The organism is Mycolicibacterium sp. SMGY-1XX, assembly GCF_059132455.1.
This window is the reverse complement of record NZ_CP101139.1, coordinates 4,853,304-4,876,387: the sequence shown is the minus strand read 5'-3', so window position 1 is coordinate 4,876,387 and position 23,084 is coordinate 4,853,304. Positions and strand designations below refer to the sequence as shown.

Here is a 23,084-nt window from a genome sequence, read left to right as displayed (position 1 = left end):
GTTACTATCCTGAGCCATGGCGAGCGCGGACCGACCGCAACCGTTGCGTGGCCGCGACGCTGAGTGCCAGACACTGCGTGATCTGATCTCGACCACCCGGTCGGGCACCTCGGCTGTGCTGGTGTTGCGGGGTGAGGCCGGCGCCGGCAAGACCGCCCTTCTGGACTACGCGACCGAGCAGGCGACCGGGTTGCGCTGCCTGCAGGTGGCCGGCGTGGAATCCGATATGGAGCTGGCGTTCGCCGGACTGCAGCAGTTGTGCTCACCGCTGATGAAACACCTTGACGCATTGCCGACTCCGCAGCGACAGGCCCTCGATGTGGCGTTCGGGCTCGACGTCGGGCCCACCCCCGACCGCTTCCTGGTCGGTCTGGCAGTGCTCAGTCTGCTGGCCGCCGGCGCCGACGAACGCCCCCTGCTGTGCGTGGTCGACGATGCGCAGTGGCTCGACCAGGTGTCGCTGCAGACCCTGGGGTTCGTCGCACGACGTCTGCTGGCCGAGCCCATCGCGCTGCTGTTCGCCGCCCGTGATCACGGTGCCGAAGTGCTGTCGGGCCTGCCGGAGATCACCGTCGGCGGTCTGTCCGACGCTGACGCCCGCGACTTGCTGGACTCTCTGGTCGTGGGCGCTATCGATGCGGGCGTGCGTGACCGCATCATCGCCGAGACCCGGGGCAATCCGCTGGCGCTGCTCGAGGTACCTCGCAATGTCTCGGCCGCCGAACTGGCCGGCGGCTTCTGGCCTGCCGGAGCACGCCCGGCGACGGGGCAGGTCGGGGAGAGCTTCGTGCGGCGTATCGAGGCGATGCCGCGGGCCACCCGCACATTACTGCTGGCCGCGGCGGCCGAGCCGCTCGGCGACGGGGCACTGTTCCTGCGTGCAGCAGCCAGGCTGGGCATTCCGGCCGGCGCTCTGGCCCCCGCGGAGCAGGACGGCCTCCTCGAGTTCGGTACCCGGGTGCGGTTCCGGCACCCCCTCATGCGTTCGGCGGCCTACCGCGCCGCCGACCTCACCGAACGCCGGGAGATCCACCGGGTTCTCGCCGACGTCACCGACCGGGAGACCGACCCGGACCGGCGCGCCTGGCACGCCGCCAGTGCCGCGGCCGGCCCGGATGATGCGGTGGCCGCCGAGCTGGAGGACTCCGCCGCGCGGGCGTTCCGCCGAGGTGGGGTGGCCGCCGCGGCTGCCTTCCTGGAGCGCGCCACCGTGCTGACCGCTGATCCGGGGCTGCGCGGATCCCGCGCCATCGCCGCGGCCCACGCCAAACGCGAGGCGGCGTTACCGGAAGCCGCGTACGAATTGCTCGCGATCGCCGACCTGGCGCCTCTGTCGAAGGTGCAGCAGGCGCAGGTCTTCCGGATGCGCGCGCAAATGGAATTCGTCAGCAGCCGCAGCGGTGTCTCGGGTGCGCCTCGCACCACTGATGCTGCTGCGCAACTGTTTCGGGCCGCGCAGGGTCTGGAGACACTCGACGACGAGCTGGCCCGCGACACCTACGTCGAAGCGCTGACCGCTGCCATGTACGCCGGCCGCCTGGGAGAGCCGTCCCGGCTGCGTGAGATCGCCGAGGCCGGTCGCGCCGCCGTCTCCGGCGTGGCCGAGCTGCGGCGCCCCATCGATTTCCTGTTGAGCGGCCTGACGAGCCGCCTCCTCGACGGACCCAATGCCGGCTCGGAACATCTACGGATGGCGTTGGAACTGTGGAACACCCAGGTGCACAGCGATGGTCCGGTGGTGCACTGGCCGTTTCCTATTGCGCAGGAGTCTGCCGCGCACGAGATGTGGGACGACGCGGTCCTTCAGCAGATCGCTACCGAGATGGTGCGCCGGGCGCGTGACACCGGGGCGCTGGCGGTCCTTCCGCCGGCGCTGGCGTACCGCGCGGGGGTGCACGTCTACACCGGTGAATTGGCCACGGCCGCAACGCTGATCGACGAGGCCAACACCATCACCGCGTCGACGGGCAACAGTCCGGTGAAGTATCACTCGTTGACGTTGGCGGCCTGGCGTGGAGACCCCGTCGACGCGGCCGCGGTCATCGAGGCGGCGGCAGCGGACGCCAAGGCCCGAGGGGAGGGCCGGTTGTTCGGCCTCACCCGCTACACCGCGGCGGTGTTGTTCAACGGTCTGGGTCGTTATGACGAGGCCCTGGCCGCAGCGCGCGAGTGCTGCGAATACGAGGATCTCGGTTTCTTCAGCTGGTGCCTCTACGAACTCATCGAGGCGGCGGCCCACCTCGGTGACCTCGATGCGGCCGGGCCGGCCCTGCAGCATCTTCAGCAGCGCGCCGGCGCCAGCGGTACCGACTGGGGGCTGGGTGCCGTGGCGAGTGCGCAGGCATTGCTGGCGTCCAATGAGGACGCCGACGCCTTGTTCGTCGAAGCCCTCGAGCGTCTCCAGCGCGCCGACATCCCGCCGCAGATCGCGCGCACCCACCTGACCTACGGCGAGTGGTTACGCCGGGTCAACCGCCGCAACGACGCCCGCACGCATCTGAGCGAGGCGCACGAGATGTGGAGCACCATGGGCGCGCAGGCGTTCGCCGACCGGGCGCGCCGCGAGCTGATCGCCACGGGTGAAAAGGTGCGGAAGAAGACCGTGAGCTCCGGGAATCAGCTGACGGCGCAGGAGTCACAGATCGCCCGGCTGGCCGCAGACGGGCTGACCAATCAGGAGATCGGCGCGCAGCTGTTCATCAGCACGCACACTGTCGAGTGGCATCTGCGGAAGGTCTTCGTCAAGCTCGGCATCACCTCGCGCCGTCAGCTCCGCACTGCCACGTGGTCCGGCTGATCCAGGGCTGACTACGGGGCCCGCCCGCGGACTACGCACTACGGACTCGTGACCACGTACGGGCAAGGGTCCCCTCACCGGTCTCTCCGACCAGTCTGATGTCAGCAGCCCACGACGGGCTCCCTGAAACATCACCTGGGAGGACTGATCATGACCATCGCCGCTGTCCCCGGCGACATCGAACACGACAGCGAAGCCAAGGCGCGCTTCGTCGCCGATATGTGGCAGCACGTTGACCAGCTGTCCCGAAAGGCACGGGCGCTGACCCGCAACGACGCCGACGCCGAGGATCTGCTGCAGGAGACGATGCTGCACGCCTACACCGGCTTCCACACTTTCACCGACGGCACCAATCTGAAGGCCTGGCTGTACCGGATCATGCACAACCAGTGGGTCAACGCCTACCGCTGGAGGGAACGCCGCCCCGCGGAACTGCTGTCGGGCGAGATCACCGACCAGGCCATCGCCGAGTCCGGGTCGCACGCCTGCGCCGGTCTGCTGTCGGCGGAGGCCGAGGTTCTCGGTGCCTTACCGGACAACGAAATTCGGGCGGCCATGGAGGCGCTGTCCGAGGGTTTCCGGATGGTCATCTACTACGCCGACATCGAGGGATACACCTATGCCGAAACCGCCGCGCTGATGAGCATCCCGATCGGCACCGTGATGTCGCGGGTCTCGCGCGCCAGAATTCAACTGCGCCGGCTCCTGGCTCAGTACGACCGCACCATGGCCGATCTCGCGGCCTGAGAGAGGAGACCCCAATGAACAGCGACTACGGCGACGACTGGAAGGCGGCGGTGACCGTCGTGCAGCAGGCGCATCCGCCCGCCATCGCTGCGGATGCCGAAGCGATGACCGTGGTGATCGAGTATCCGCCGGGCAGCCGCGGTACGCCGGCGCACCGGCACCCCAGCGGCCCCGCGTTCGGCATCGTGCTGGAAGGCGAGATGCTCTTCGAGCTGGAAGGACAACCACCCCGCGTCGTCCGTGCGGGCGAAGCGTTCTGGGAACCCGGGGGTGATGTCATCCACTACCAGGACGGCAACAACCGCGACGACATCCGCACCCGGTTCGCGGTGACGATGTTCTGCGTACCGGGGCAACCCATGCTGGTGCTCGTCGAGAACGACGAGCTGGCGGCCCGCGCCCATCTGCGTGTGAGCTAGCGGCTCGGAATGTACTCCAGCGCCACCTCGCCGCCATATCCCAACTCCCGCAGCAGCGTCAGGTGCCGGTCGATGTCCAGCGTGCCGGTGCCCGGCTCGTGCCGGCCGGGGAAGTCGGCGACCTGGACGTGGACGATGCGGTCGGCGTGTGTGCGCAACACCGCGTTGATGTCCTCGCCGTTGGCGGCGAAGTGGTACAGGTCGGCGAGCAGCCCGACCCTGCCGTCCACCTTTTCGATGATGGCGACGGCCTGAGCCGCCGTGGTGACCGGGTAGCCGGCGATTCCGCTCATCGGCTCCAGCATCGGCAGGGCGCCCGCCGGCCGCAGCCGGGCGCAGGCCAGTGCCAGGTTCTCCAGCGCCAGGTCCGTATCGCTGCCGTCAGGTAACCCGTACGGCGCATTGCAGAGCCGGATCCCCAGCTGGTCGACGATGCCGGCCACCACGTCGCAGTGATCGCGGAACTCCGCGGCGCGGTGTGGATGCGACAGGATGCCGCGCTCGCCGGCACCCGCGTCGCCCAGGGTGAAGTTCATCGCGACCAACTGCGCACCACAGTCGCGCACGGAGTCGACGAATCGTCGTACCTCGGTGTCCGAGGGCACCGAAGAGTCGAAGGGCCACCAGGATTCGATCCGCTGGAAGCCGTCGGCGACGGCCGCCGCGGGCCGGTCCAGCACCGGGCGGTCGCCGTACAGCATGGTGACGTTGGCAACGAACACATCCGTCCTTCCTGCGATTTCGGCGCGCTGGTAACCGCTCAGCGGTTACCAGCGCGCCGAAATCGCTCATGCTATCCGGGCGATGATCCCATCCTCGACGGGGAAGCGGCGCATCACCTCGGGGTCATGGCCGGGAATCACCTCGGCGCCGGCGCTGCGCTGACGCAGCCACTTCAGCCCGGTGTACATGTCGGGCAGGCTGGAGGCGATGTGGAAGGGGCGTTCCTTCTCGAACTCCTCGTACATGTGCGACGCATCCGAGGCCAGCAGCACCGGACGCCCGGAGTTGTGCACCTCCACCACGATCTGGCCCGGGGTGTGCCCGGTGACCTCACGGAACGAGATGCCGGGAAGCGCCGGATCCTCCTCGGGCACCAGGGTCAGCCGTTGGTCGGCCTGCGCCTTGCGCACCAGGTCCACCTCGTCGGCCTCCACCGCGGTGCAGAAGATCGGCTGTTCGGCGATCTCGCCGGTCCAGAAATCGAACTCCAGTCCACCGGTGATGATCTGGCTCTGCGGGAACAGGTCCAGGTTGCCGATGTGGTCGTAATGGAAGTGCGTCAGGACCACATGCGAGACGTCTGCGGGGTCGACGCCGGCGTGGCGCAGCGCCTCGGGCACCGGGGTCACCAGCTCGCGGCGGCGCCGCTGCGCAACCTCGGGCCGGAAACCGGTGTCCACCACGATGGTTCGCGCAGCGTTGCGCACCACCCAGAAGAAGTAGTCGATCTGCACCGGTTCGTCGTCTTCGTGGTAGACGTCGAACGAGTGGTAGATCTTGTGCTTGCTGGTGTGCCACACGCCGTAACGGACGGCCAGCACTTCGTAGTCACTCAAACTGTCTTCTCCGTCTCCACGGCGGTTTCCTCGACGTCGTTCTCCGAACCGGCCGGTGGGCGCCGGGACCAGTAGTTGGCCAGCAGCGAGCCGGTGATGTTGCCCAGCGGGCTGAACACCGCGGCGGCCAGGCCGGCGGTGCCCACCATGCCCATTCCGGCGGCCAAACCTGTTGCCATACCGCCGTTCTGCATCCCGACCTCGAAGGTGACCGACCGGGAGTCGCGCTGGTTGAGACCGGACAGCCGGCTGCCCCAGTAGCCGAACACGTAGCCGGTGACGTTGTGGATGATGCCGACCACCAGCAGCACCAGGCCGACGTCGAGCAACGCGTCGCGGCCCGCCGCGGTGGTGATGGTGTTGTAGTACATGATCCCGAACATCGACGCGTACGGCATCCAGGTCTCGATCACCGGCAGCGGCCCGGTGACCGCCAGATGGTAGAGGCGAGCCAGGGCGATGGCCGCGGCGACGTAGCACAGCGACTGGAACACCCCCAGCCACGTCGGAGACAGATGGGTGGCAGCCAGATTCCACACCCCCAGCAGCAGGGCGACCAGCCACATCCCGGACAGGGCGGCGGCGACGTCGACCTTGCGGATGGCGGCGGGTGTGGCGGTGCGCAGATAGTCCACCAGCAGGGCGGCGGCCACCGGCACCAGCGTGATGCGGATGACGTCGAACATCATGGCGATGAAGCTGACGTCGACGATGCGGCCGCCGAACACCTTCATCAGGAACGGGGTCATCAGCGGCGACAGGATGGTCGACATGGCCGTGATGGTCACGGCAAGAGCGATGTTCGCCTTGGCCAGCAGGCTCATCACGTTGGAGGCCAGCCCCGAGGACACGCAGCCGTAGAGGATCACGCCCAGGCCGATCTCCGGGGGCAGGTTCGCGAACATCACCAGCACCACCGCGGCGATCGGCATCACCGTGTAGTGGCCGATCAACCCGACCAGGACACCGCGAGGATGACGGGCCACCCCGCGGAAGTCCGACAGCCGCATTTGAGTGGCCATCCCGAACATCACCAGCTGGATGACGGTGGTCATCAGGAACTTGCCGCTGAGATTCACCCCGCCCCAACTGCGGAAGGCCTGCGGGAACACCAGCGCGGCCACCACGCAGGCGATGATCCACCCGGTGTACTGGTAGCTCTTCAGCGCGTTGACCGCGCCGATGCCGATGGCTGCGCCGAACACGGCAACCAGCACGGCGGGCTGCCAGATACCCGCCGTGCCGACCGCGAGGCCGACGATTAACACCACGACTGCCAGTCCCGACAGGACCAGGCATCCTTTCCGTACCGCTACCACAAGCGTCTCCGTTTCTTGAAAGGTGTTGCGCGTCAGACGATCGCGCCGAGGATGAACACGCCGATCCCGGCCACCACCGACACCACACAGTCCATGACGGTCCAGGTCCGGAAGGTGTCCTTGACGCTGAGGTTGAGGAACTCCTTGACCATCCAGAATCCGGCGTCGTTGACGTGCGACATGAACCGGGACCCGGCACCGATGGCCAGTGCCATCAGCGCGGCCTGATTGGGGGACATCCCCGCGGCCAGCGGCGCCAGCAGGCCCGCGGTGGTGACGATCGCGACGGTGCCGGAACCGACGGCGATGCGGATCATCGCGGCCAGCAGCCAGCCCAGCACCAGCATCGGCAGCCCGAGCCCGTGGGCCAGGTCGGCGATCACATCGCCGACGCCGGTGCTCACCAGGGTCTGCTTGAAACCGCCACCGGCGCCGACGATCAGGATGATGCCGGCCACCAGCGGCAGCCCGGAACCCATCACGCTGCCGACCTTGTTCTTGCCCATGCCGGTGGCCAGCCCGAAGGTGGACATCGCCAGGACACAGCCGGCGAACAGCGCCACCGTGGGCTCTCCGATCAGCTCGGCCGCATGCCGTAACGAATCGCCCTCCGGCAGAACCATTTCCGCAATGGCGCGTACCAGCATGAGGAACACCGGAAGCAGCATCGTGACTAGCGTGGCAGTGGTGCCGGGAGTCTTGAGTGTGGGTTTGGGCGGTGCGAGGGTCGACGTGCCACCGCCCCCCGACGGCTCGGGGTCGTTCTTCGCGGGAGGCGTGTCGGTGCCGAACATCAGGGTTTTGACGTCGGGGGAGGTCACCCACTTGCTCAGGAGGTTACCCAGCAGCGGGCCGCCGAGAATCACGGTCGGGATGGCGACGATGATCCCGAACAGCAGCGTCTTGCCCAGGTCGGCGTCGAACGCCGAGACCGCCAGCAGCGGCCCGGGGTGTGGTGGCAGGAAGCCGTTGAGCAGTGACAGAGAGGCCAGGGCGGGCATCGCCACCTTCAGCAGCGGCAGACCGGTGCGCCGCACCACCAGCACGATGATCGGGAACAGCAGCACCAGAGCCACTTCGAAGAACAGCGGCAGCCCGATCAGAAACGCGATCCCGGCCATCGCCCAGGGGATCCACCGCGGTGGGACCGCGTGGACGAAACGATCCACCAGTGCCGTCGCCGCACCCGAGACGTTGAGGAGCTGTCCGAGCATCGCGCCCAACGCGATCAACAGCCCGGCGTCGCTGATGGTGCCCCCGAGGCCGTCGGCGAAGGCCTCGATCGTGGTGCCGGCGCCGAGTCCGGAGGTGATGCCCAGGAACGCGGCGCCGACGATCAGCGCGATCAGCGGGTGCAGCTTCGCCCAGGCGATCAGCACGATGATCAGGACGACGCTGCCGATGGTCAGGCCCAGCAGCAGGTCGTCACCGACGGTTGCGGTGGGATCCTCCTCGGCCGCCAGCAGCATCAGGTTCATGCGGGCACTACCTGGGCGATCTCTGCGGCGACGGCGTCACCGAAGGCCGAACAACTCAGCGTGCCACCGAGATCGGTGGTCAGCTTGCCTGCGGACATGGCGGACACGACGGCGTTCTCGATGACCCCGGCGGCGGTGCGGAGTGCATCGTCGTCGTGGCGTTCGGCCAGCCAGTCGAGCATCATCCGGGCCGAGACGATGGTGGCCACCGGGTTGGCCTTGTCCTGGCCGGCGATGTCGGGGGCCGAGCCGTGCGCAGGCTGGAACATGGCGTGGTCGTCACCGATGTCGCCCGACGGGGCCAGCCCCAGCCCGCCCACCAGGGCAGCGGCCAAATCGGAGATGATGTCACCGAACATGTTCTCGGTGACCAGCACGTCGTAGTCTTGCGGGCGCAGCACCAGGTTCATGGTGAACGAATCCACCAGTGCGTGATTGGTTTTCACGTCCGGGTAGTCCGCGGCCACACCGTCGAAGACACGGCGGAAGAACTCCAGCGAGCGAAAGATGTTCGCCTTGTCCACGCACGTCACCAGTTGTCTGCCACCCCGACTGCGCGCCAGGCTCAGGGCGTAACGGCTGATCCGCTCGGTGCCCTTGCGGGTGACCACCATGGTGTCGGCATAGACGTCGTCGCCCACCTGGGCGCCGCCGCCGAACGAGGCGAACAGCCCTTCGGTGCTCTCGCGGACAGTGACGACATCGACGTGCAGACCGTCGTGCAGGCCGCGCGAACCGGGATAGGTCTTGATGGGGCGGACCCCGGCGTACAGGTCAAATGTCTTGCGCGCGTTGACGATGAAGTGGCCTTGTACCTCGGTACCGTCGGGCATCCGGATATCCGGGTGCCCCATCGATCCCATCAGGATCGCGTCGGCCCGGCGCATCGCGTCCCAGGTGCTGGCCGGGGCCACCTCGAGAGTGCGTGCGTAGTAGTCGGCGCCGCCGTCGAGGTAGTCGAGACTGAAATCGACGCCGGGCACGGCGCCGGACACCGCGTCGAGGACTTTGATTGCCTGATCGACGATCTCGGGCCCGATGCCGTCGCCGCGAAGAACTGCAATGTTGTAGGTCACCGATGTTTCCCGTTCTGGGCGCAAGTGCCCGCTTGGTGATGGGTCGGGGTTCATTGCGCGAAACCTGGCACAGATGCCTGTTTCGCATACCAACGTCATATGTCGCATGCCGAACCTTTGATCCGACTCGGCATACGATAAAGTGATCCGCATCTCAACGTCAAGCGTCTCGGTAAACGGGGCTCACCGCCGAGTTCTTGAGCATTGACAGTGTTTGATCGCGTGGTTTAGCTTGAAAATGCGAAGCAATGATTCGCAATCCGAATCTAGGAGAACGATGACGGATCTTGATGCGGCCGACGGAGCCCAATCCGCACGGCGCGACCGTGAGGTGGCTTCGGTGTCCAACGCGATGCGCCTGATCGAGGCGCTCGGGCGGGTGGACGCCTCCGGGATCACCGAACTCGCCCGCGAACTGGAGTTGTCCAAACCTGCGGTCGACCGGCTGCTGAGCACCCTGATGAGCGGCGGCTATGTCGAGCACGTCGCCGAAGGTCGCAAGTACCGGCTCACCATGAAGCTTGTCGCCGTGGCCAATTCGATCAAGGACCGCACCGGTCTGCTCGATCTGGCCCGGCCCAAGCTGCTCGAACTGGCCGACATGTTCCATGAGACGGTCAACCTCGGCACGCTGCATCGCGGATCGATCGTCTATGCCGACAGCATCGCTTCGCGGCAGATGTTCCGGATCGAGCCCATGCCGGGTTCGGAGATTCCCGCCTACTGCACCGCGATGGGCAAGGTGGTGCTGGCCAACTCGCCGGCCGACGAACTCGAGCAGTATCTGCGGGACTACCGGCCGGTGCCTTACACCCGGTTCACCGCGACCACGGCGGGCGAGCTGCGCGAACGTATCGAGAAGGCGCGCGTCGACGGATTCGCGGTTGATGACGGCGAACTCGTCGAAGAGGTGTGCTGTGTCGCCGCGCCGGTGCTGGACCCGCGGGGCCAGGCGGTCGCTGCCATCTCGATCACCACCATCCGCAGCACTTTCGCCCGCTCCGGTGACCAGATGGCCAAGGCCGTGGTGGAAGCCGCACGGCAGGTCAGCGAAGCGCTCGCCCTGGCGGATTCCCGGTGAGCCGCTCCCAGAGCTGGTTCGGCGGTCTCGACAAGACCGGGTTCTTCCATCGCTCCGGCATCAAGGCCATGGGTGTGCCGAACCGGATGTTCGACGGCAGGCCCGTCATCGGCATCTGCAACACCTGGTCACAGCTGACGCCGTGCAACGCGCATTTCCGGGAACTGGCCGAACACGTGGCCCGCGGGGTGTACGAGGCGGGTGGCTTCCCGCTGGAGTTCCCGGTGACCTCCATGGGCGAGACGCTGATGCGGCCGTCGACCATGCTGTACCGCAACCTCGTCAGCATGGATGTCGAAGAAACGTTGCGCGCCAACCCACTTGACGGGGTGGTGCTGCTCTGCGGCTGCGACAAGACCACTCCGGCGCTGCTGATGGGCGCGGCCAGCGTCGACCTGCCGACCATCGTGCTCTCCGGCGGGCCCACCCTGCCCGGCCGGCGCCGCGGCGTGCCGCTGCCCTCGGGCACCGGCACCTACGCCATGTACGACCAGGTGCGCGCCGGGACCATGAGCACCGACGAGTTCGTCGAGGCCGAAGCCTGCATGTGGCGCTCCAATGGACACTGCAACACCATGGGTACCGCCTCCACCATGGCCTCGCTGGTCGAAGCGATGGGATTGGCGCTGCCCGACAACGCCGCCATCCCCGCGGTCGACGCCCGCCGCAAGGTGCTGGCCCAAGACACCGGCGTGCGCGCGGTCGAACTGGTCCGCGAGAACGTCGCCATGTCGCAGATCCTCACCCGTGAGGCGTTCGAGAACGCCATTCGTGTCAACGCCGCCATCGGCGGTTCCACCAATGCCGTGGTGCACCTGCTGGCGTTGGCCGGGCGCATCGAAGTCCCCTTGAGTCTGGACGATTTCGACACCGTGGCCGCAGGCACCCCGTTGATCGTGGACCTGGTGCCGTCGGGTAAGTACCTGATGGACGAGTTCTTCGACGCCGGCGGCCTGCCCATCGTGATCAACGAACTCGGTGACCTGCTGCACCGCGACGCACTGACCGTCACCGGAAAGACGTTGGGCGCCAACGTCGAGAACCGGACGGCGTGGGGATCGCCCGCCATCCGCACGGTGGACGATCCGCTGCAGCATGATGCCGGCATCGCGGTGCTGCACGGCAATCTCGCACCCAGCGGCGCCATCATCAAACCGTCTGCGGCCACCGCCGAGCTGCTGACCCACCGCGGCACCGCCGTGGTGTTCGAGGACATCGACGACTTGAAGGCCCGCATCGACCATCCCGACCTGGCGGTCGACAAGGACTCGGTGCTGGTACTCAAAGGCGCTGGGCCGAAGGGTTATCCGGGGATGCCCGAGATGGGGAACCTGCCCATCCCGGCGAAACTGTTGCGCGAGGGCGTCACCGACATGGTGCGCATCTCCGATGCCCGGATGAGCGGCACCGCCTTCGGCGCCGTCGTCTTGCACGTGGCTCCCGAAGCGGCGGCCGGTGGACCGTTGGCCTACGTCCAAGACGGAGACGTCATCGAGTTGGACGTCCCGTCGCGACGGCTGCATCTCGCCGTGACCGACGAGGAACTGGCCCGCCGTCGCGAGATCGCGCAACTGGCCGGTGGCACCAAACAGGTCGAAGGTGGCTACCTGCAGATGTATCTGCAGCACGTCACCCAGGCCGACACCGGCGCCGACTTCGACTTCCTGCGCGGCAAGCGCGGGGCGGGGGTGCCGCGTGCCAGCCATTGACCGGGTCGCGGTGGTCACCGGCGGCGGCAGCGGTATCGGCCGCGCCGCCGGCCTGGCGCTGGCGGGCAGCGGACACTGGGTGGTGTTCTGCGGCCGCACCGTCGAAAGGCTCAAGGAGAGTGCGGATCTCGCCGGATCCGGAGAGGTGCTCGAACTCGACGTCACCGACGAGGACTCGGTGAACGCGGCGTTCACCCGGCTGGACCGCATCGACGTGCTGGTGAACTCCGCCGGGGTGTTCGGAGCGCAGAAGCCCATCGCGGACACCACCCTGGCCGACTGGTCGCAGACCATGACCGTCAACGTCACCGGCTCGTTCCTGTGCGCCAGAGCGGCGATGAACTGGATGGAAACACACGGTGGCGGGCGGATCATCAACATCGGGTCGTTGTCGGCGCAGGTGCCCCGCCCGGGAGCCACGCCCTATACCGCCAGCAAGTTCGCCATCACCGGCCTCACCCGGGCGCTGGCACTGGAAGGCCGCTCCCGGAACATCGCGGTGGGTCAGATCGACATCGGCAACGCCGCCACCGACATGATCTCCGGTTTCGATGAGGCCTTGCAGCCGGACGGCTCGCGTAAGCGCGAACCGAAGATCGATGTGCGCCACGTCGGTTCCACCATCGCCCATATCGCCTCGCTGCCAACTGATGTCAGCGTTCCGTTCCTCACCATCATGGCCACCGGCATGCCCTTCCTCGGGCGTGGCTGAGACAACCATTAGGAGTTGCGTTCTATGACAACAAAAATCGCGATCATCGGTTCCGGCAACATCGGCACGGACCTGCTGATCAAGTGCCTGCGCGGATATTCGCGGCTCAAACCGGTGGCGATGGTGGGCATCGACCCGGACTCCGACGGCCTGGCCCGGGCGCGCCGGCTGGGTGTGCCCACCACCGACAAAGGGGTGGCCGGGCTGATCGCCATGCCCGAGTTCGACAGCGTCGACATCGTTCTGGACGCCACGTCGGCCCGGGCGCACATCGCCAACGCCGAAGCGCTGGCCCCCTACGGTAAGCAGCTGCTGGACCTGACACCGGCCGCGATCGGCCCGTATGTGGTGCCCGTGGTGAATCTCGAAGCGCACCTGGGGGAGAAGAACCTCAATATGGTGACCTGCGGGGGACAGGCCACCATCCCCATCGTGCATGCCATCTCGCGCATCACCCCCGTCCCGTACGCCGAGATCGTGGCGTCCATCGCGTCTCGTTCGGCGGGGCCCGGTACCCGGGCCAACGTCGACGAGTTCACCGAGACCACGTCGAAGGCCATCGAAGAGGTGGGTGGTGCCCGTCGCGGCAAGGCGGTCATCATCCTCAACCCCGCCGAACCGCCGATGCTGATGCGCGACACCGTGATGGCCATCGTCGAAGAGCCGAAATTCGATCTGATCACCGCCTCGGTGATCGAGATGGTGGAGCAGGTGGCCAAATATGTGCCGGGTTACCGGCTCAAGCAGGACGTGCTGATCACCCCGGTGCCGGCGGATGAACCACTGCGCACACTGTTCGAAGCGCAACCGCGCGACCGGTGGAAGGTGTCGGTGTTCCTGGAAGTCGAGGGCGCCGCGCACTATCTGCCCGCCTACGCCGGCAACCTCGACATCATGACCTCGGCAGCCTTGGAAGTGGCCAGCCGGATCTCGCAGGACAAGCTGAGCGGAGTCGCGTGATGGCAACCAAGATTTTTGTCCAAGATGTGACGCTGCGCGACGGCATGCACGCCATCCGGCACCGCATCGGCATCGACCCGCTGGTGAAAATCGCTGCCGCGCTTGATGCCGCCGGGGTCGACGGTATCGAGATCGCCCACGGGGACGGGCTCGCGGCGTCCACCCTGACCTACGGGCCGGCCAGCCACACCGACGACGAGTGGATCGCCGAAGTGGCCGCCGTGGTCAAGAACGCCCGGCTGACGACACTGCTGCTACCCGGTATCGGCACCATCGGCGACCTGGAGCGGGCCTACGATCTCGGCGCCCGGTCGGTGCGGGTGGCCACCCACTGCACCGAAGCCGACGTGGCACCGCAGCACATCGCCCGCGCCCGCGAGCTGGGCATGGACGTCTCCGGCTTCCTGATGATGTCGCACTACCTGGAGCCCGATCAGCTGGCCACCCAGGCCAAGATCATGGAAGACGCCGGCGCGCACTGCGTCTACGTCACCGACTCGGCAGGCCGGCTGACGATGGACGGCGTGCGCGCGCGGGTGCGCGCCTACCGCAAGGTGCTCAAACCGGAGACCGAGATCGGTATCCACGCCCACGAGAACCTGTCGCTGTCGGTGGCGAACTCGGTGGTCGCCGTCGAGGAGGGCGTCTACCGTGTGGACGCGTCCCTGGCCGGGCACGGTGCCGGGGCGGGGAACTGTCCCATCGAACCGTTCATCGCGGTGGCCAATCTGCTTGGCTGGGAGCACAACTGCGATCTGTTCGCGTTGGAGGACGCGGCCGACGACTTGGTGCGGCCCCTCCAGGACCGGCCCATCCGGGTCGATCGCGACACCTTGACCCTCGGGTACGCCGGGGTGTACTCCAGCTTCCTGCGCCACGCCGAGAAGGCCTCGAAAGACTACAACGTCGACATGCGCGATCTGCTGGTCGAGGTGGGCAAGCGCGGCCTGATCGGCGGCCAGGAGGACATGATCGTCGACGTGGCGCTCACCATGGCCGCCGCCTCCTGACCTCTGGGGATTTCGGCGCGCTGGTAACCGCTCAGCGGTTACCAGCGCGCCGAAATCGCAAGACGGTACCGTGAACCGGTGGCACAGCAGATATCGGTGATCACCGGCGGCGGTAGCGGTATCGGCCGTGCCGCCGGTCTGGCCCTGGCCGCCGCCGGCCATCACGTGGTGTTCTGCGGTCGCACCCTCGAAAGTCTGCAGGGCAGTGTGCAACTCGCGGGCTGCGGTGAAGCGCTGGTGCTCGACGTCACCGACGAGGGTGCCGTCGAGACGGCTCTGGGAAGGTTGGAGCGTATCGATGTGCTGGTGAACTCCGCCGGGGTGTTCGGGTCACAGCAACAGATCACGCAGACCTCGCTGCAGGCCTGGTCGGAGGTCATGACGGTGAACGTCACCGGATCGTTTCTCTGCGCCAGGGCGGCGATGCGGGTCATGCAGAACCAGGATCCGCGTGGGGGCCGGATCATCAACATCGGTTCGGTGTCGGGTCAGGTACCGCGACCGGAGGCCACGCCCTATACCGCCAGCAAGTTCGCCATCAACGGCCTGACCCGTGCGCTGGCGCTGGAGGGCCGCAGCACCGGCACCGCCGTCGGTCAGATCGACATCGGCAACGCCGCGACGGCCATGACAACCGGTTTCGACGGGGCGTTGCAACCCGACGGATCCCGGAGGCCGGAGCCGAAATTCGATGTGCGCCACGTCGGTTCGACCATCGCGCACATCGCGGGCCTACCGCTGGATGTCAGTGTGCCGTTCCTGACCATCATGGCGACGGAGATGCCGCTGCTGGGGCGGGGCTGACTCAGCGCCAGTGGGAGGCGAAGAAGTTCCCCGAGTCCACCGACGCGTCGAATGCCCGGGTGGTGGGCCCGACCTGCTGCACCGAGAGCACGGTCGGCGCACCGGGCCAGGTGTGGCCGCCACCGTCGACGCGGGTGAACACGACCTCGGTGCCGTCGGCGCAGCCCGAACTCGAGCGGAACGCGCGCATGCCGTCGCCGGCGTCGGGTAGCGGCACCTCGGTGGGGGCGCCGCACCCGTTGAGGCTGCGCCACAGATCCGTCATCGCCTGCGCGGGCACCACGGTGCTGCCGCCGCCGCGGCCCAGCATGGGCCCGCCGTTGAACGGCACGATCGGGTCGGCGGTGCCGTGGGTGGCCATGACGGCGACGGGTTCCGACGGCGCGCACGCCATGTTGGTGCCCAGAGTGCCGTCGACCGGCGCCACGGCGGCGAACAGGTCGGCCCGCTCGCAGGCCAGCCGGTTGGCCATGAACGCACCGGCCGACAAGCCTGTGGCGTACACCCGGTTGGGGTCGATGCCGAACTCAGCCACCAGCTTGGTCACCAGGGCGGAGATGAAGCCCACGTCGTCGACGCGCTGCCGGTCAGGCACCGAGGCGCCGCGCCCGTCGGCCCAGCTGAAGTCGATCCCGTCGGGGTAGGCCACCACGAATCCGTGCGCGTCGGCGATCGCGTCGTAATGCGTCAGCGCCTGGTGCGACGCTCCGGTGTTACCCGCGGAATGCAGGTTGATCACCAGGCCGTTGGCCGGGCCCGGCGGTACATGCAGGGTGTAGGTGCGGGGAATCCCGCCGAAGTCGAAGTGCGCCGTGGGCACTGAGCCGAAGACCGGCTCCGCGTGGGCGGGTGACACCGTGGTCAGAGCCGCGACAATACCGAGCATGGCCGCCAGTGCTCGCGCACTGCCGGCGACCGAGATGTGTTCCAAAGCATTCCCCCGCTGTGGTTGCCGTGCGTGGTGAGACGCTAACGTCCGTGACCGGCGTCCCGTGGAGTTTCGGCGGAACACCGCCCGGTGTTACGCCTCGTCGATCAGCCGCAGTACGGCGTCCACGTCGGCCTCGGTGGTGGCCCAGGAGCACACAAAACGATAGACCGGGCGCAGGACGTCGGGGGCGTGGATGGCATACCGCGCCGCGACCCGGGCATGGGTGTCGGCGTCGAGGACGACGAACACTTCATTGGCCTCGACGGGCGCGCCGAGTTGCCGGCCACGCTGGGTGAAGCCGGTGCTCAGGCGGGCGGCCATGGTGTTGGCGTGGGCGGCGAGGTCGAGCCACAGGTTGTCGGTGAACAGCGCCGTGAACTGCGCGGAGACGAAGCGGTGCTTGCTGGGCAGGTGACCGATCTGCTTCTGCACGAAGTGGATTCCGTCGAACAGCTCCGGCCGGCGCACCAGGATGGCATCACCGAACAGCAGGCCGTTCTTGGTGCCGCCGACAGTCACGATGTCGGCGTCGCCGATGGCGTCCAGCGGTGAGACTCCCAGTGCGGCAACAGCATTGGCGATCCGTGCGCCGTCGACGTGCACCAGCAGACCCTGCGTGTGGGCTTCGTCGACGAATTCCTTGATGGCCGCCGCGGTCCACAGGCGACCGTTCTCGGTGGACTGCGTGATGGTCACCACCGCGGGCTGCGAATGATGCACCGGCCCGCGGCGCACGGCGGCCCTGCCCAGCTCTGACGGATCGATGAGGCCGTCCGCGCTGGGCAGCACCGTCAGCATGGCGCCGGACAGCCGTACCGGCCCGCCCGCCTCGTCCACCAGCGAATGCGCGATATCGCTGCACAGGATGCTGTGCCACGGCCGTGTCGCGGCAGCCAGCGCGATGACGTTGGCGCCGGTTCCGGTGAGCGCGAACACGACCTCGGCGTCGGGGGAGTCGAACGCGTCCTTGATCAGGTCGGTGGCCTGCTGGGTCAGCGCGTCGTCGCCGTAGGACATGGCGCTGCCGTGGTTGGCGGCGACGACGGCATCGAGGACGGTGGGGTGCGCCGGTGCGGCGTTGTCCGAGGCGAAAGCGGTGGAGACGGTCACTGTCGCCATGATGTCACGCCGCACGGTGACCCTCGATGGTCAGTTGTTGCCGTTGCCGCGGCCGTTGCTCTTCTTCTCGCCCTTGCCGTTGCCCGGGTTCTTCTTCTGGTCGCTCTTGCCGTTGCCGGGGTCGACCTGCGGTTGCACCGCTACCGGTACGGCTTCAGGGATAAGGGTCTCGGCGGTGACGGGCGCGGGCGGCACCGTGGCCACGGGTGCGGGGGCAGGCGCCACCGGGGTGCTCAGGCCGGCCGTTTCTGAGGCCGGCGCCGCGGGCAGCGGCTCGGTGGCGTACGCCAGGGATGCCACGACGAACGCGGCCAGGATCCCGGCGGCGGCCAACCCCCGCCGCGCGTTCCTGGTGACGCTGCGGCGCGCGGGGACCGCCGTGGGGTGCTCGAGCATCTGAGTCGCGGGGCGACGGGGAAGGGCCACCGCCTGCAGGGCCCGCCCGTCACCGGCCAACGCGGCCCGCATCTGGGTGGCGCTCGTGAAACGGTTTCCGGGCGCGCGTGCCAGCGCGCCGTCGATGGTGGCGGCCAGGTGCGAATCGATGTCGGGTCGCAACGAGGCGATCGGTGGGGGCGGCGCGTCCAGGATGGCCCGGGCCAGTGCCAGCGGGTTCTCCTCGGGGTAGGCGTGCCGGCCCGCGAGCGCCTCGTAGCCCACCAGACCCACCGCGTACAGATCGTCGGCCACCGAAGCCGGTGCGCCAGAGACCCGTTCGGGACTCATGTAGGCCATGGTCCCGATGATCTGCCCGGTGCGGGTATGCGCGGCCCCGCCCGTCTTGGCGATACCGAAATCGGCCACCTGCACCCTGTCGCCGGAGGAGGAGATCAGCAGGTTGCCGGGTTTGATGTCGCGGTGCAGGATTCCCGCCCCGTGCGCGGCTTCCAGGGCCGACAGCACGTCGTCGAGCATCGACCTGACTGCCTCGGGCCGCATCGGGCCCTGGTCGAACACCTCCGCCAGCGTCGTGCCGGGGAGGCGCTCCATCACGATGAACGGGGTGCCGCGGTGTTCGCCGTAGTCGTACACCGCCACGATGTTCGGATGGCACAGCGCGGCCGCGGCCCGCGCCTCGTCTTCGAAACGGCGCCGCACCGACTCCTGGGATTGCAGCGAGGTGTGCAGGACTTTGACCGCCACCGGGCGACCGAGCCGGGCGTCCCAGCCGTCGAAGACTTCCGCCATGCCCCCGCAGCCCAGTAGGTCGTGCAGTTCATAGCGGTCGGCGAGCAGGTCATGGCCGTACACGCCGAGTTGATAACCAGGATCCGGGCCGGCTAAACGAAGCTCGACTAGCCACCCGCTGGTAACGCCGTGGGAACCGGACGCGACAATGTCGGTGACCGATCAACAATCGCGGGGTGCGAAAGAAGAGGAGTCGGAGAGTGTTCGTCAGGAAAATTGCCGCCGCAGCAGCGGTTGCTGTCGGGCTGGGCGCCGCTTCCGCGGTGCTCGGGGCGGGGCAGGCCGCTGCCGACAAAGACGGGTACTGGGTTCCCGTGCCGCCGCCGGGCCATATCGGGCAGATCGTGCACATCCCACCCGGCCACCTCGGCCAGATCGTGGGGGTACCGCCGGGGCAGTGGAACAAGGTGCCCAACCTCTGGCGCTGAGTTGGCGACGACGCCGGCGGATCACAACCGCCGGCGGCTGTCGGCGATCAACACCGAGCAATCGCTGTTGTTCAGCGCGGCACATCCTTTCGGGCCCAGCAGCTGGCCGACACCGGCGCGGTTGTGACCACCGATCACCATGAGCTGTATCTGCGCAACATTTCCGGCGAGGTAGTCGATCGGGTTCCCCCGCACGGTCACCGTACTGACATCGAGGCCGGGATGCTGCCAACGCCACCGCGCCACCAGGCGCTCCAAAGTGGCGTTTGCCCACCGGTTGCCCTCGGCCGCGGTGTGGTCGCCGGGGTGCCACGCCGACAGCACGCGTAGCGGGACCTGCCGCAGAACCGCCTCCTCGACTCCGAGTCGCAGTGCGTCGACGCTTTCGGCTGACTCGTCCATCGCGACGACAACACACCCGGTGTCGGAGGTCTTGCGCACCACGGTCACCGGGCACAGCGCCTGCGCTGCCACGGACGCGGCAGTGGAGCCCACGTGCCCGTCGTCGAAGTGATGCAGTCCGACGGCGCCGACGCAGATCATCCGCGCCCAGTGCGACGCCTTGACCAGCGCAGCGACCGGGGTCTGTGGTACGACGTGCGCCTGGACTTCGGGCGGTGGATCATGGGTGGCCTGCACCACGCTGCGCGCGTGGCGCAGAGCTGTTTCGGCAATCGAGCGCCGACCGGCATCCTCGTCGTCCCGCGGCAGGGCGTAGATCAGGTGCAGTGGAACGTGAAGCTCGGCCGCTTCGTCGGCGGCCCATAGCGCTGCGCTCAATGCCGCACGAGATCCATCGATTCCGACCACAACGGGTGCCGTCATCATCACCACCCCAATTCGTCTCCGTGCTTCATTCTCGAACGTGCACGGGGGTGGATGACAGTGCCATAGGTCCTCGGTTGAGGATCTATGGCCTGTGACGGGGCAATCGGCCTTCGACGAGTTCAGGGGGCAGACGGCAGTACAGAGGTGCGGCTCACGAGATGATGCGGGCCTTCTTCTCCTCGTACATCAATTCGTCTGCGCGCGTCAACAATTCGTCCACGGTGCTGGCGTCCGCCGGCGTCACCAGCATCACCCCGATGCTGGCCGACAGACGGTAGGGGCGTACCTCGGCCTCGTTGAACAGCCGGATTGCGTCGACCAACTGCTCCTTGAGTGATGCCGGGGTGGCCGTGGGGTCGGTGACCAGTACACAGAACTCGTCGCCACCCATCCGGGCCAGCACATCTGACCGGCCGAGCGTGCTGGCCAGCACCCGCGCGACGTCGCCGATCAGTGCGTCACCGACCATGTGACCTTTGCCGTCGTTGACGAGTTTGAGGCCGTCGACGTCGATGAAGGCCAGGATGCAGTTGCGGCCGTCGCGACGCGCTGCGGCCAGGCCCGGCTCGGCCAGATGGTAGAAGCCGCGGCGGTTGTTGATGCCGGTGAGGACATCGGTGACCGAGACCTGGCGGATCTCCTCGTTGGCGCGTTCCAATTCGGCGGTGCGATCACGGACCCGCTGTTCCAGCTCGGCATAGACCTGCACGTTCTCCATGGCGATGGACGTCGCATCTGCCAGCGCCTGCAGCAGGGTGACCTCCTGCTCCGACGGCTGATGTTCGTGGGCCCAGTAGTTGCCGATCGCGCCCACGGGGTCGAGTTTGCGAATCGGGACCATCACCAGGCTCTTGACGAAGGTGGGACGGTACGCGGCGTGCGGAATCCGGTTGTCCAGATAGATGTCCGGAATGACGGCGGCTTCCCGGTTGAGCATGGCCCATCCGCTGATGCAGACCTCCATGGGGAAGCGGTTGCCCTTCCACAGCGGGGCGATCGCGTCCTCGTCGGCGTAATAGCACTTGCCGTTGTCGCGCAGGACGAAGGTGGCGCCGTCGCAACCGGTGAGTTCACGGGCGGCGGTGCGGACGATGCGCTGAACGGTGTCGAGGTTGCGGGCCATCGAGAGTTCCTGGACCGCCCGCAGCAGGCGCTCCATACCGCGGATGTAGTCGATATCGCGGAACGGTTCTGACCACGGATCAACCGGCAAGCTCTCGGCGGTCAATGTCCCATACCTCCGTGCAACACCACATCACATGACAGCGGCTGCCGAGGCAGTTACCGAATGCTAGCCGATCGCAGGAAAACCTGACGGATTGCATGCATCTTTGCCGAGAACAACAGGATCAGCGCCCAGGAAGGGACGCGGCTCGCAGCCCGAAGGCGGTGACGTTGGGGTGTCAGGAGGGCGGATCGACGGCGCGTCGCGCAGCTTGTGGTGTGCTCTGATTCCGGCGCACCCGTCGACGGCCACCGGCAGCAGGCAGCCGAGCCGCCCGACGCCGACGGTCACGGGCACGGGGTCCGCGCATCCCGCAGCGCCGCGTCGGCCGCGGCAAGGTGGAGAAACGACCCCGTGACCACGATCGGTCCGGAGTCTGCGGTGGTCAGCGCATACTGCACGGCCGCCGCGGGGTCGTCGAGGGCCACCGCAGAGATGCCGCGGGCGCGGGCAGCTTCGACGACGTGTTGGGCCGGCACGGACGGCGCCGCCGGCCCGGCGCCGTCATCGGGAAGCCGGGTGGCGATCACCCGGCCCGCGAGCGGGGCGATGGTGGCCAGCATGGACTGCAGGTCTTTGTCGGCTCGGGCGGCGAGCACCCAGGTGGCGCGGGCGCGGGGGTACATGGCGCGGACCGTGTCGGTGAGCGCGACGAGTTTGACATTGTTGTGTGCCCCGTCGAGTATCACGTCGCGTCCAGCAACGCGGTGACGCTCGAATCTGCCGGGCAGCCGCGCGTACGCCAGACCGGTCCGCACCGCTGCGCCGTCGAGGGCCCATCCATCGCGTAGCGCGAGGTGCCGTGCCGCCCGGATGGCCAGGACGGCGTTGACTCCTTGATGGCGGCCCTGCAGCCCGAGCCGGAAATCCTGATCGCCGGTGTGCAGCACCGTGCCGGAAAGGTCCGCTGTGCAACAGATTTCGCGCGGGTCGACGGTGTGTACGGTGCACCGACGGGTCCGTGCCGTCGCGGACATGGTGTTCCGGACGCTGGCCTGGTGGTGACGCAACACGATGCCGTGCCCGTCCGTGGTCAGAATTCTTGCCTTGTGGCCGGCGATTTCGGCGACGGTTTCTCCCAGCAGGTGCGTGTGGTCCAGGCCGATCCGGCCTATCACAGCCACCTTGTCCGGCCTGGTGATGGCGTTCGTGGAGTCCAGCCGGCCTCCGATTCCGGTCTCGATCACGGCGTAGTCCAGCCCACTCGTGGCGAACGTCGTGAAGGCCACCGCATTGAGCGCTTCGAAGAAGGTCGGTGTGCCGAGCGGACTTGCCTGCAGCCGCTCGACAACGGGGCGCAATCTGTTGACGGCATCGACGAAGAACTCCACCGGAACCGGTCGCCCACCGATCTGGACCCGTTCGAGGATCGATCGCACGTGCGGGGAGAGATGGGTGCCCACCCGGAAACCGTGAGCATCGAGGATCGCGGCGACGAATGCGCTGACCGATCCCTTTCCCGCGGTACCCGCGATGTGAACGGTGCGGACGGCATTCTGCGGCGACCCGAGGAGGCCGAACAGTTCGACGGCGCGCGCGAGGCCCACCTGCTTGGAACCGCGGGGCAGGCCGTAGAGATAGTGCGTCGCGGCATCGAGGTCGACCGTGGCCGGGGAGATGCCCGCGAGAACTGCAGTCATGAAGCCATCGTAATATATCAGTCAACAAAAGATTGGTATATTAAGCCCGATCCG

The 23,084-nt window shown here is 67.6% G+C and carries 21 protein-coding genes; 10 read left to right on the top strand and 11 right to left on the bottom strand.

The window, feature by feature from the left end; all coding sequences use genetic code 11:
• The first annotated feature begins 16 nt into the window (after positions 1-16).
• From NL241_RS23445 to NL241_RS23435, 3 genes are all read left to right on the top strand, one after another.
• Positions 17-2,797, top strand: coding sequence for a helix-turn-helix transcriptional regulator (locus NL241_RS23445; RefSeq protein WP_494395191.1), 2,781 nt, complete (start codon positions 17-19; stop codon positions 2,795-2,797).
• Positions 2,798-2,947: 150 nt separating this feature from the next.
• Complete coding sequence (locus NL241_RS23440) at positions 2,948-3,544, top strand: sigma-70 family RNA polymerase sigma factor (protein ID WP_494395190.1); 597 nt, start codon at positions 2,948-2,950, stop codon at positions 3,542-3,544.
• 14 nt (positions 3,545-3,558) lie between these two features.
• Positions 3,559-3,963 carry a cupin domain-containing protein gene (locus tag NL241_RS23435; protein WP_494395189.1) on the top strand — a complete coding sequence of 135 codons (405 nt, stop codon included), beginning with the start codon at positions 3,559-3,561 and terminating at the stop codon, positions 3,961-3,963.
• Here the strand turns inward: NL241_RS23435 and NL241_RS23430 are convergent.
• The 5 genes from NL241_RS23430 to NL241_RS23410 form a co-directional block, all read right to left on the bottom strand.
• On the bottom strand, positions 3,960-4,685 hold the full coding sequence (locus tag NL241_RS23430; RefSeq protein ID WP_494395188.1) for a hydroxypyruvate isomerase family protein: 726 nt from the start codon (positions 4,683-4,685) through the stop codon (positions 3,960-3,962). The two genes, NL241_RS23435 and NL241_RS23430, sit on opposite strands and share 4 nt — an antisense overlap.
• Positions 4,686-4,751: 66 nt before the next feature.
• On the bottom strand, positions 4,752-5,522 hold the full coding sequence (locus NL241_RS23425; RefSeq protein WP_494395187.1) for an N-acyl homoserine lactonase family protein: 771 nt from the start codon (positions 5,520-5,522) through the stop codon (positions 4,752-4,754).
• On the bottom strand, positions 5,519-6,793 hold the full coding sequence (locus NL241_RS23420) for a bile acid:sodium symporter family protein (protein WP_494395186.1): 1,275 nt from the start codon (positions 6,791-6,793) through the stop codon (positions 5,519-5,521). Before NL241_RS23420 ends, NL241_RS23425 begins: the two co-directional genes overlap by 4 nt.
• A gap of 80 nt (positions 6,794-6,873) precedes the next feature.
• Positions 6,874-8,319: a GntP family permease gene (locus tag NL241_RS23415; RefSeq protein WP_494395185.1), complete on the bottom strand. Its 1,446-nt coding sequence runs from the start codon at positions 8,317-8,319 to the stop codon at positions 6,874-6,876.
• A complete protein-coding gene (locus tag NL241_RS23410; RefSeq protein ID WP_494395184.1) occupies positions 8,316-9,395 on the bottom strand; it encodes an isocitrate/isopropylmalate dehydrogenase family protein in 1,080 nt (359 codons plus the stop codon). The genes NL241_RS23415 and NL241_RS23410 overlap by 4 nt, the downstream gene beginning before the upstream one ends.
• A 277-nt stretch (positions 9,396-9,672) precedes the next feature.
• Here NL241_RS23410 and NL241_RS23405 point away from each other — a divergent pair, with 277 nt between their 5' ends.
• The 6 genes from NL241_RS23405 to NL241_RS23380 all read left to right on the top strand — a co-directional run bounded on the left by NL241_RS23405 (position 9,673) and on the right by NL241_RS23380 (position 15,671).
• On the top strand, positions 9,673-10,476 hold the full coding sequence (locus NL241_RS23405; RefSeq protein WP_487687263.1) for an IclR family transcriptional regulator: 804 nt from the start codon (positions 9,673-9,675) through the stop codon (positions 10,474-10,476).
• Positions 10,473-12,185 (top strand): IlvD/Edd family dehydratase, encoded by a 1,713-nt coding sequence (locus NL241_RS23400; protein WP_494395183.1) that lies wholly within the window; start codon positions 10,473-10,475, stop codon positions 12,183-12,185. The genes NL241_RS23405 and NL241_RS23400 overlap by 4 nt, the downstream gene beginning before the upstream one ends.
• On the top strand, positions 12,172-12,897 hold the full coding sequence (locus tag NL241_RS23395) for an SDR family oxidoreductase (protein ID WP_494395182.1): 726 nt from the start codon (positions 12,172-12,174) through the stop codon (positions 12,895-12,897). Before NL241_RS23400 ends, NL241_RS23395 begins: the two co-directional genes overlap by 14 nt.
• A gap of 24 nt (positions 12,898-12,921) precedes the next feature.
• Positions 12,922-13,857: an acetaldehyde dehydrogenase (acetylating) gene (locus NL241_RS23390; protein ID WP_487687271.1), complete on the top strand. Its 936-nt coding sequence runs from the start codon at positions 12,922-12,924 to the stop codon at positions 13,855-13,857.
• Complete coding sequence (gene dmpG, locus NL241_RS23385) at positions 13,857-14,867, top strand: 4-hydroxy-2-oxovalerate aldolase (protein WP_487687273.1); 1,011 nt, start codon at positions 13,857-13,859, stop codon at positions 14,865-14,867. Before NL241_RS23390 ends, dmpG begins: the two co-directional genes overlap by 1 nt.
• Before the next feature lie 78 nt (positions 14,868-14,945).
• A complete protein-coding gene (locus NL241_RS23380) occupies positions 14,946-15,671 on the top strand; it encodes an SDR family oxidoreductase (protein WP_494395181.1) in 726 nt (241 codons plus the stop codon).
• A gap of 1 nt (position 15,672) precedes the next feature.
• On the opposite strand, the gene NL241_RS23375 is transcribed toward NL241_RS23380, so the two are convergent.
• The 3 genes from NL241_RS23375 to NL241_RS23365 all read right to left on the bottom strand — a co-directional run bounded on the left by NL241_RS23375 (position 15,673) and on the right by NL241_RS23365 (position 18,972).
• Positions 15,673-16,557, bottom strand: coding sequence for an extracellular catalytic domain type 1 short-chain-length polyhydroxyalkanoate depolymerase (locus NL241_RS23375; protein WP_494398374.1), 885 nt, complete (start codon positions 16,555-16,557; stop codon positions 15,673-15,675).
• Positions 16,558-16,692: 135 nt separating this feature from the next.
• Positions 16,693-17,721 (bottom strand): threonine aldolase family protein, encoded by a 1,029-nt coding sequence (locus tag NL241_RS23370; RefSeq protein ID WP_494395180.1) that lies wholly within the window; start codon positions 17,719-17,721, stop codon positions 16,693-16,695.
• A gap of 30 nt (positions 17,722-17,751) precedes the next feature.
• Positions 17,752-18,972 (bottom strand): serine/threonine-protein kinase, encoded by a 1,221-nt coding sequence (locus tag NL241_RS23365; RefSeq protein WP_494395179.1) that lies wholly within the window; start codon positions 18,970-18,972, stop codon positions 17,752-17,754.
• Between the two features lie 137 nt (positions 18,973-19,109).
• Here NL241_RS23365 and NL241_RS23360 point away from each other — a divergent pair, with 137 nt between their 5' ends.
• Positions 19,110-19,337, top strand: coding sequence for a hypothetical protein (locus NL241_RS23360; protein WP_494395178.1), 228 nt, complete (start codon positions 19,110-19,112; stop codon positions 19,335-19,337).
• A 21-nt stretch (positions 19,338-19,358) separates the two neighbouring features.
• On the opposite strand, the gene NL241_RS23355 is transcribed toward NL241_RS23360, so the two are convergent.
• The 3 genes from NL241_RS23355 to NL241_RS23345 all read right to left on the bottom strand — a co-directional run bounded on the left by NL241_RS23355 (position 19,359) and on the right by NL241_RS23345 (position 23,030).
• Entirely contained in the window at positions 19,359-20,162 is an 804-nt protein-coding gene (locus NL241_RS23355) for a universal stress protein (RefSeq protein WP_494395177.1), read from the bottom strand.
• A 154-nt stretch (positions 20,163-20,316) separates the two neighbouring features.
• Positions 20,317-21,393 carry a GGDEF domain-containing protein gene (locus NL241_RS23350; RefSeq protein WP_494395176.1) on the bottom strand — a complete coding sequence of 359 codons (1,077 nt, stop codon included), beginning with the start codon at positions 21,391-21,393 and terminating at the stop codon, positions 20,317-20,319.
• Between the two features lie 284 nt (positions 21,394-21,677).
• Complete coding sequence (locus tag NL241_RS23345; RefSeq protein ID WP_494395175.1) at positions 21,678-23,030, bottom strand: bifunctional folylpolyglutamate synthase/dihydrofolate synthase; 1,353 nt, start codon at positions 23,028-23,030, stop codon at positions 21,678-21,680.
• Positions 23,031-23,084 lie beyond the last annotated feature (54 nt).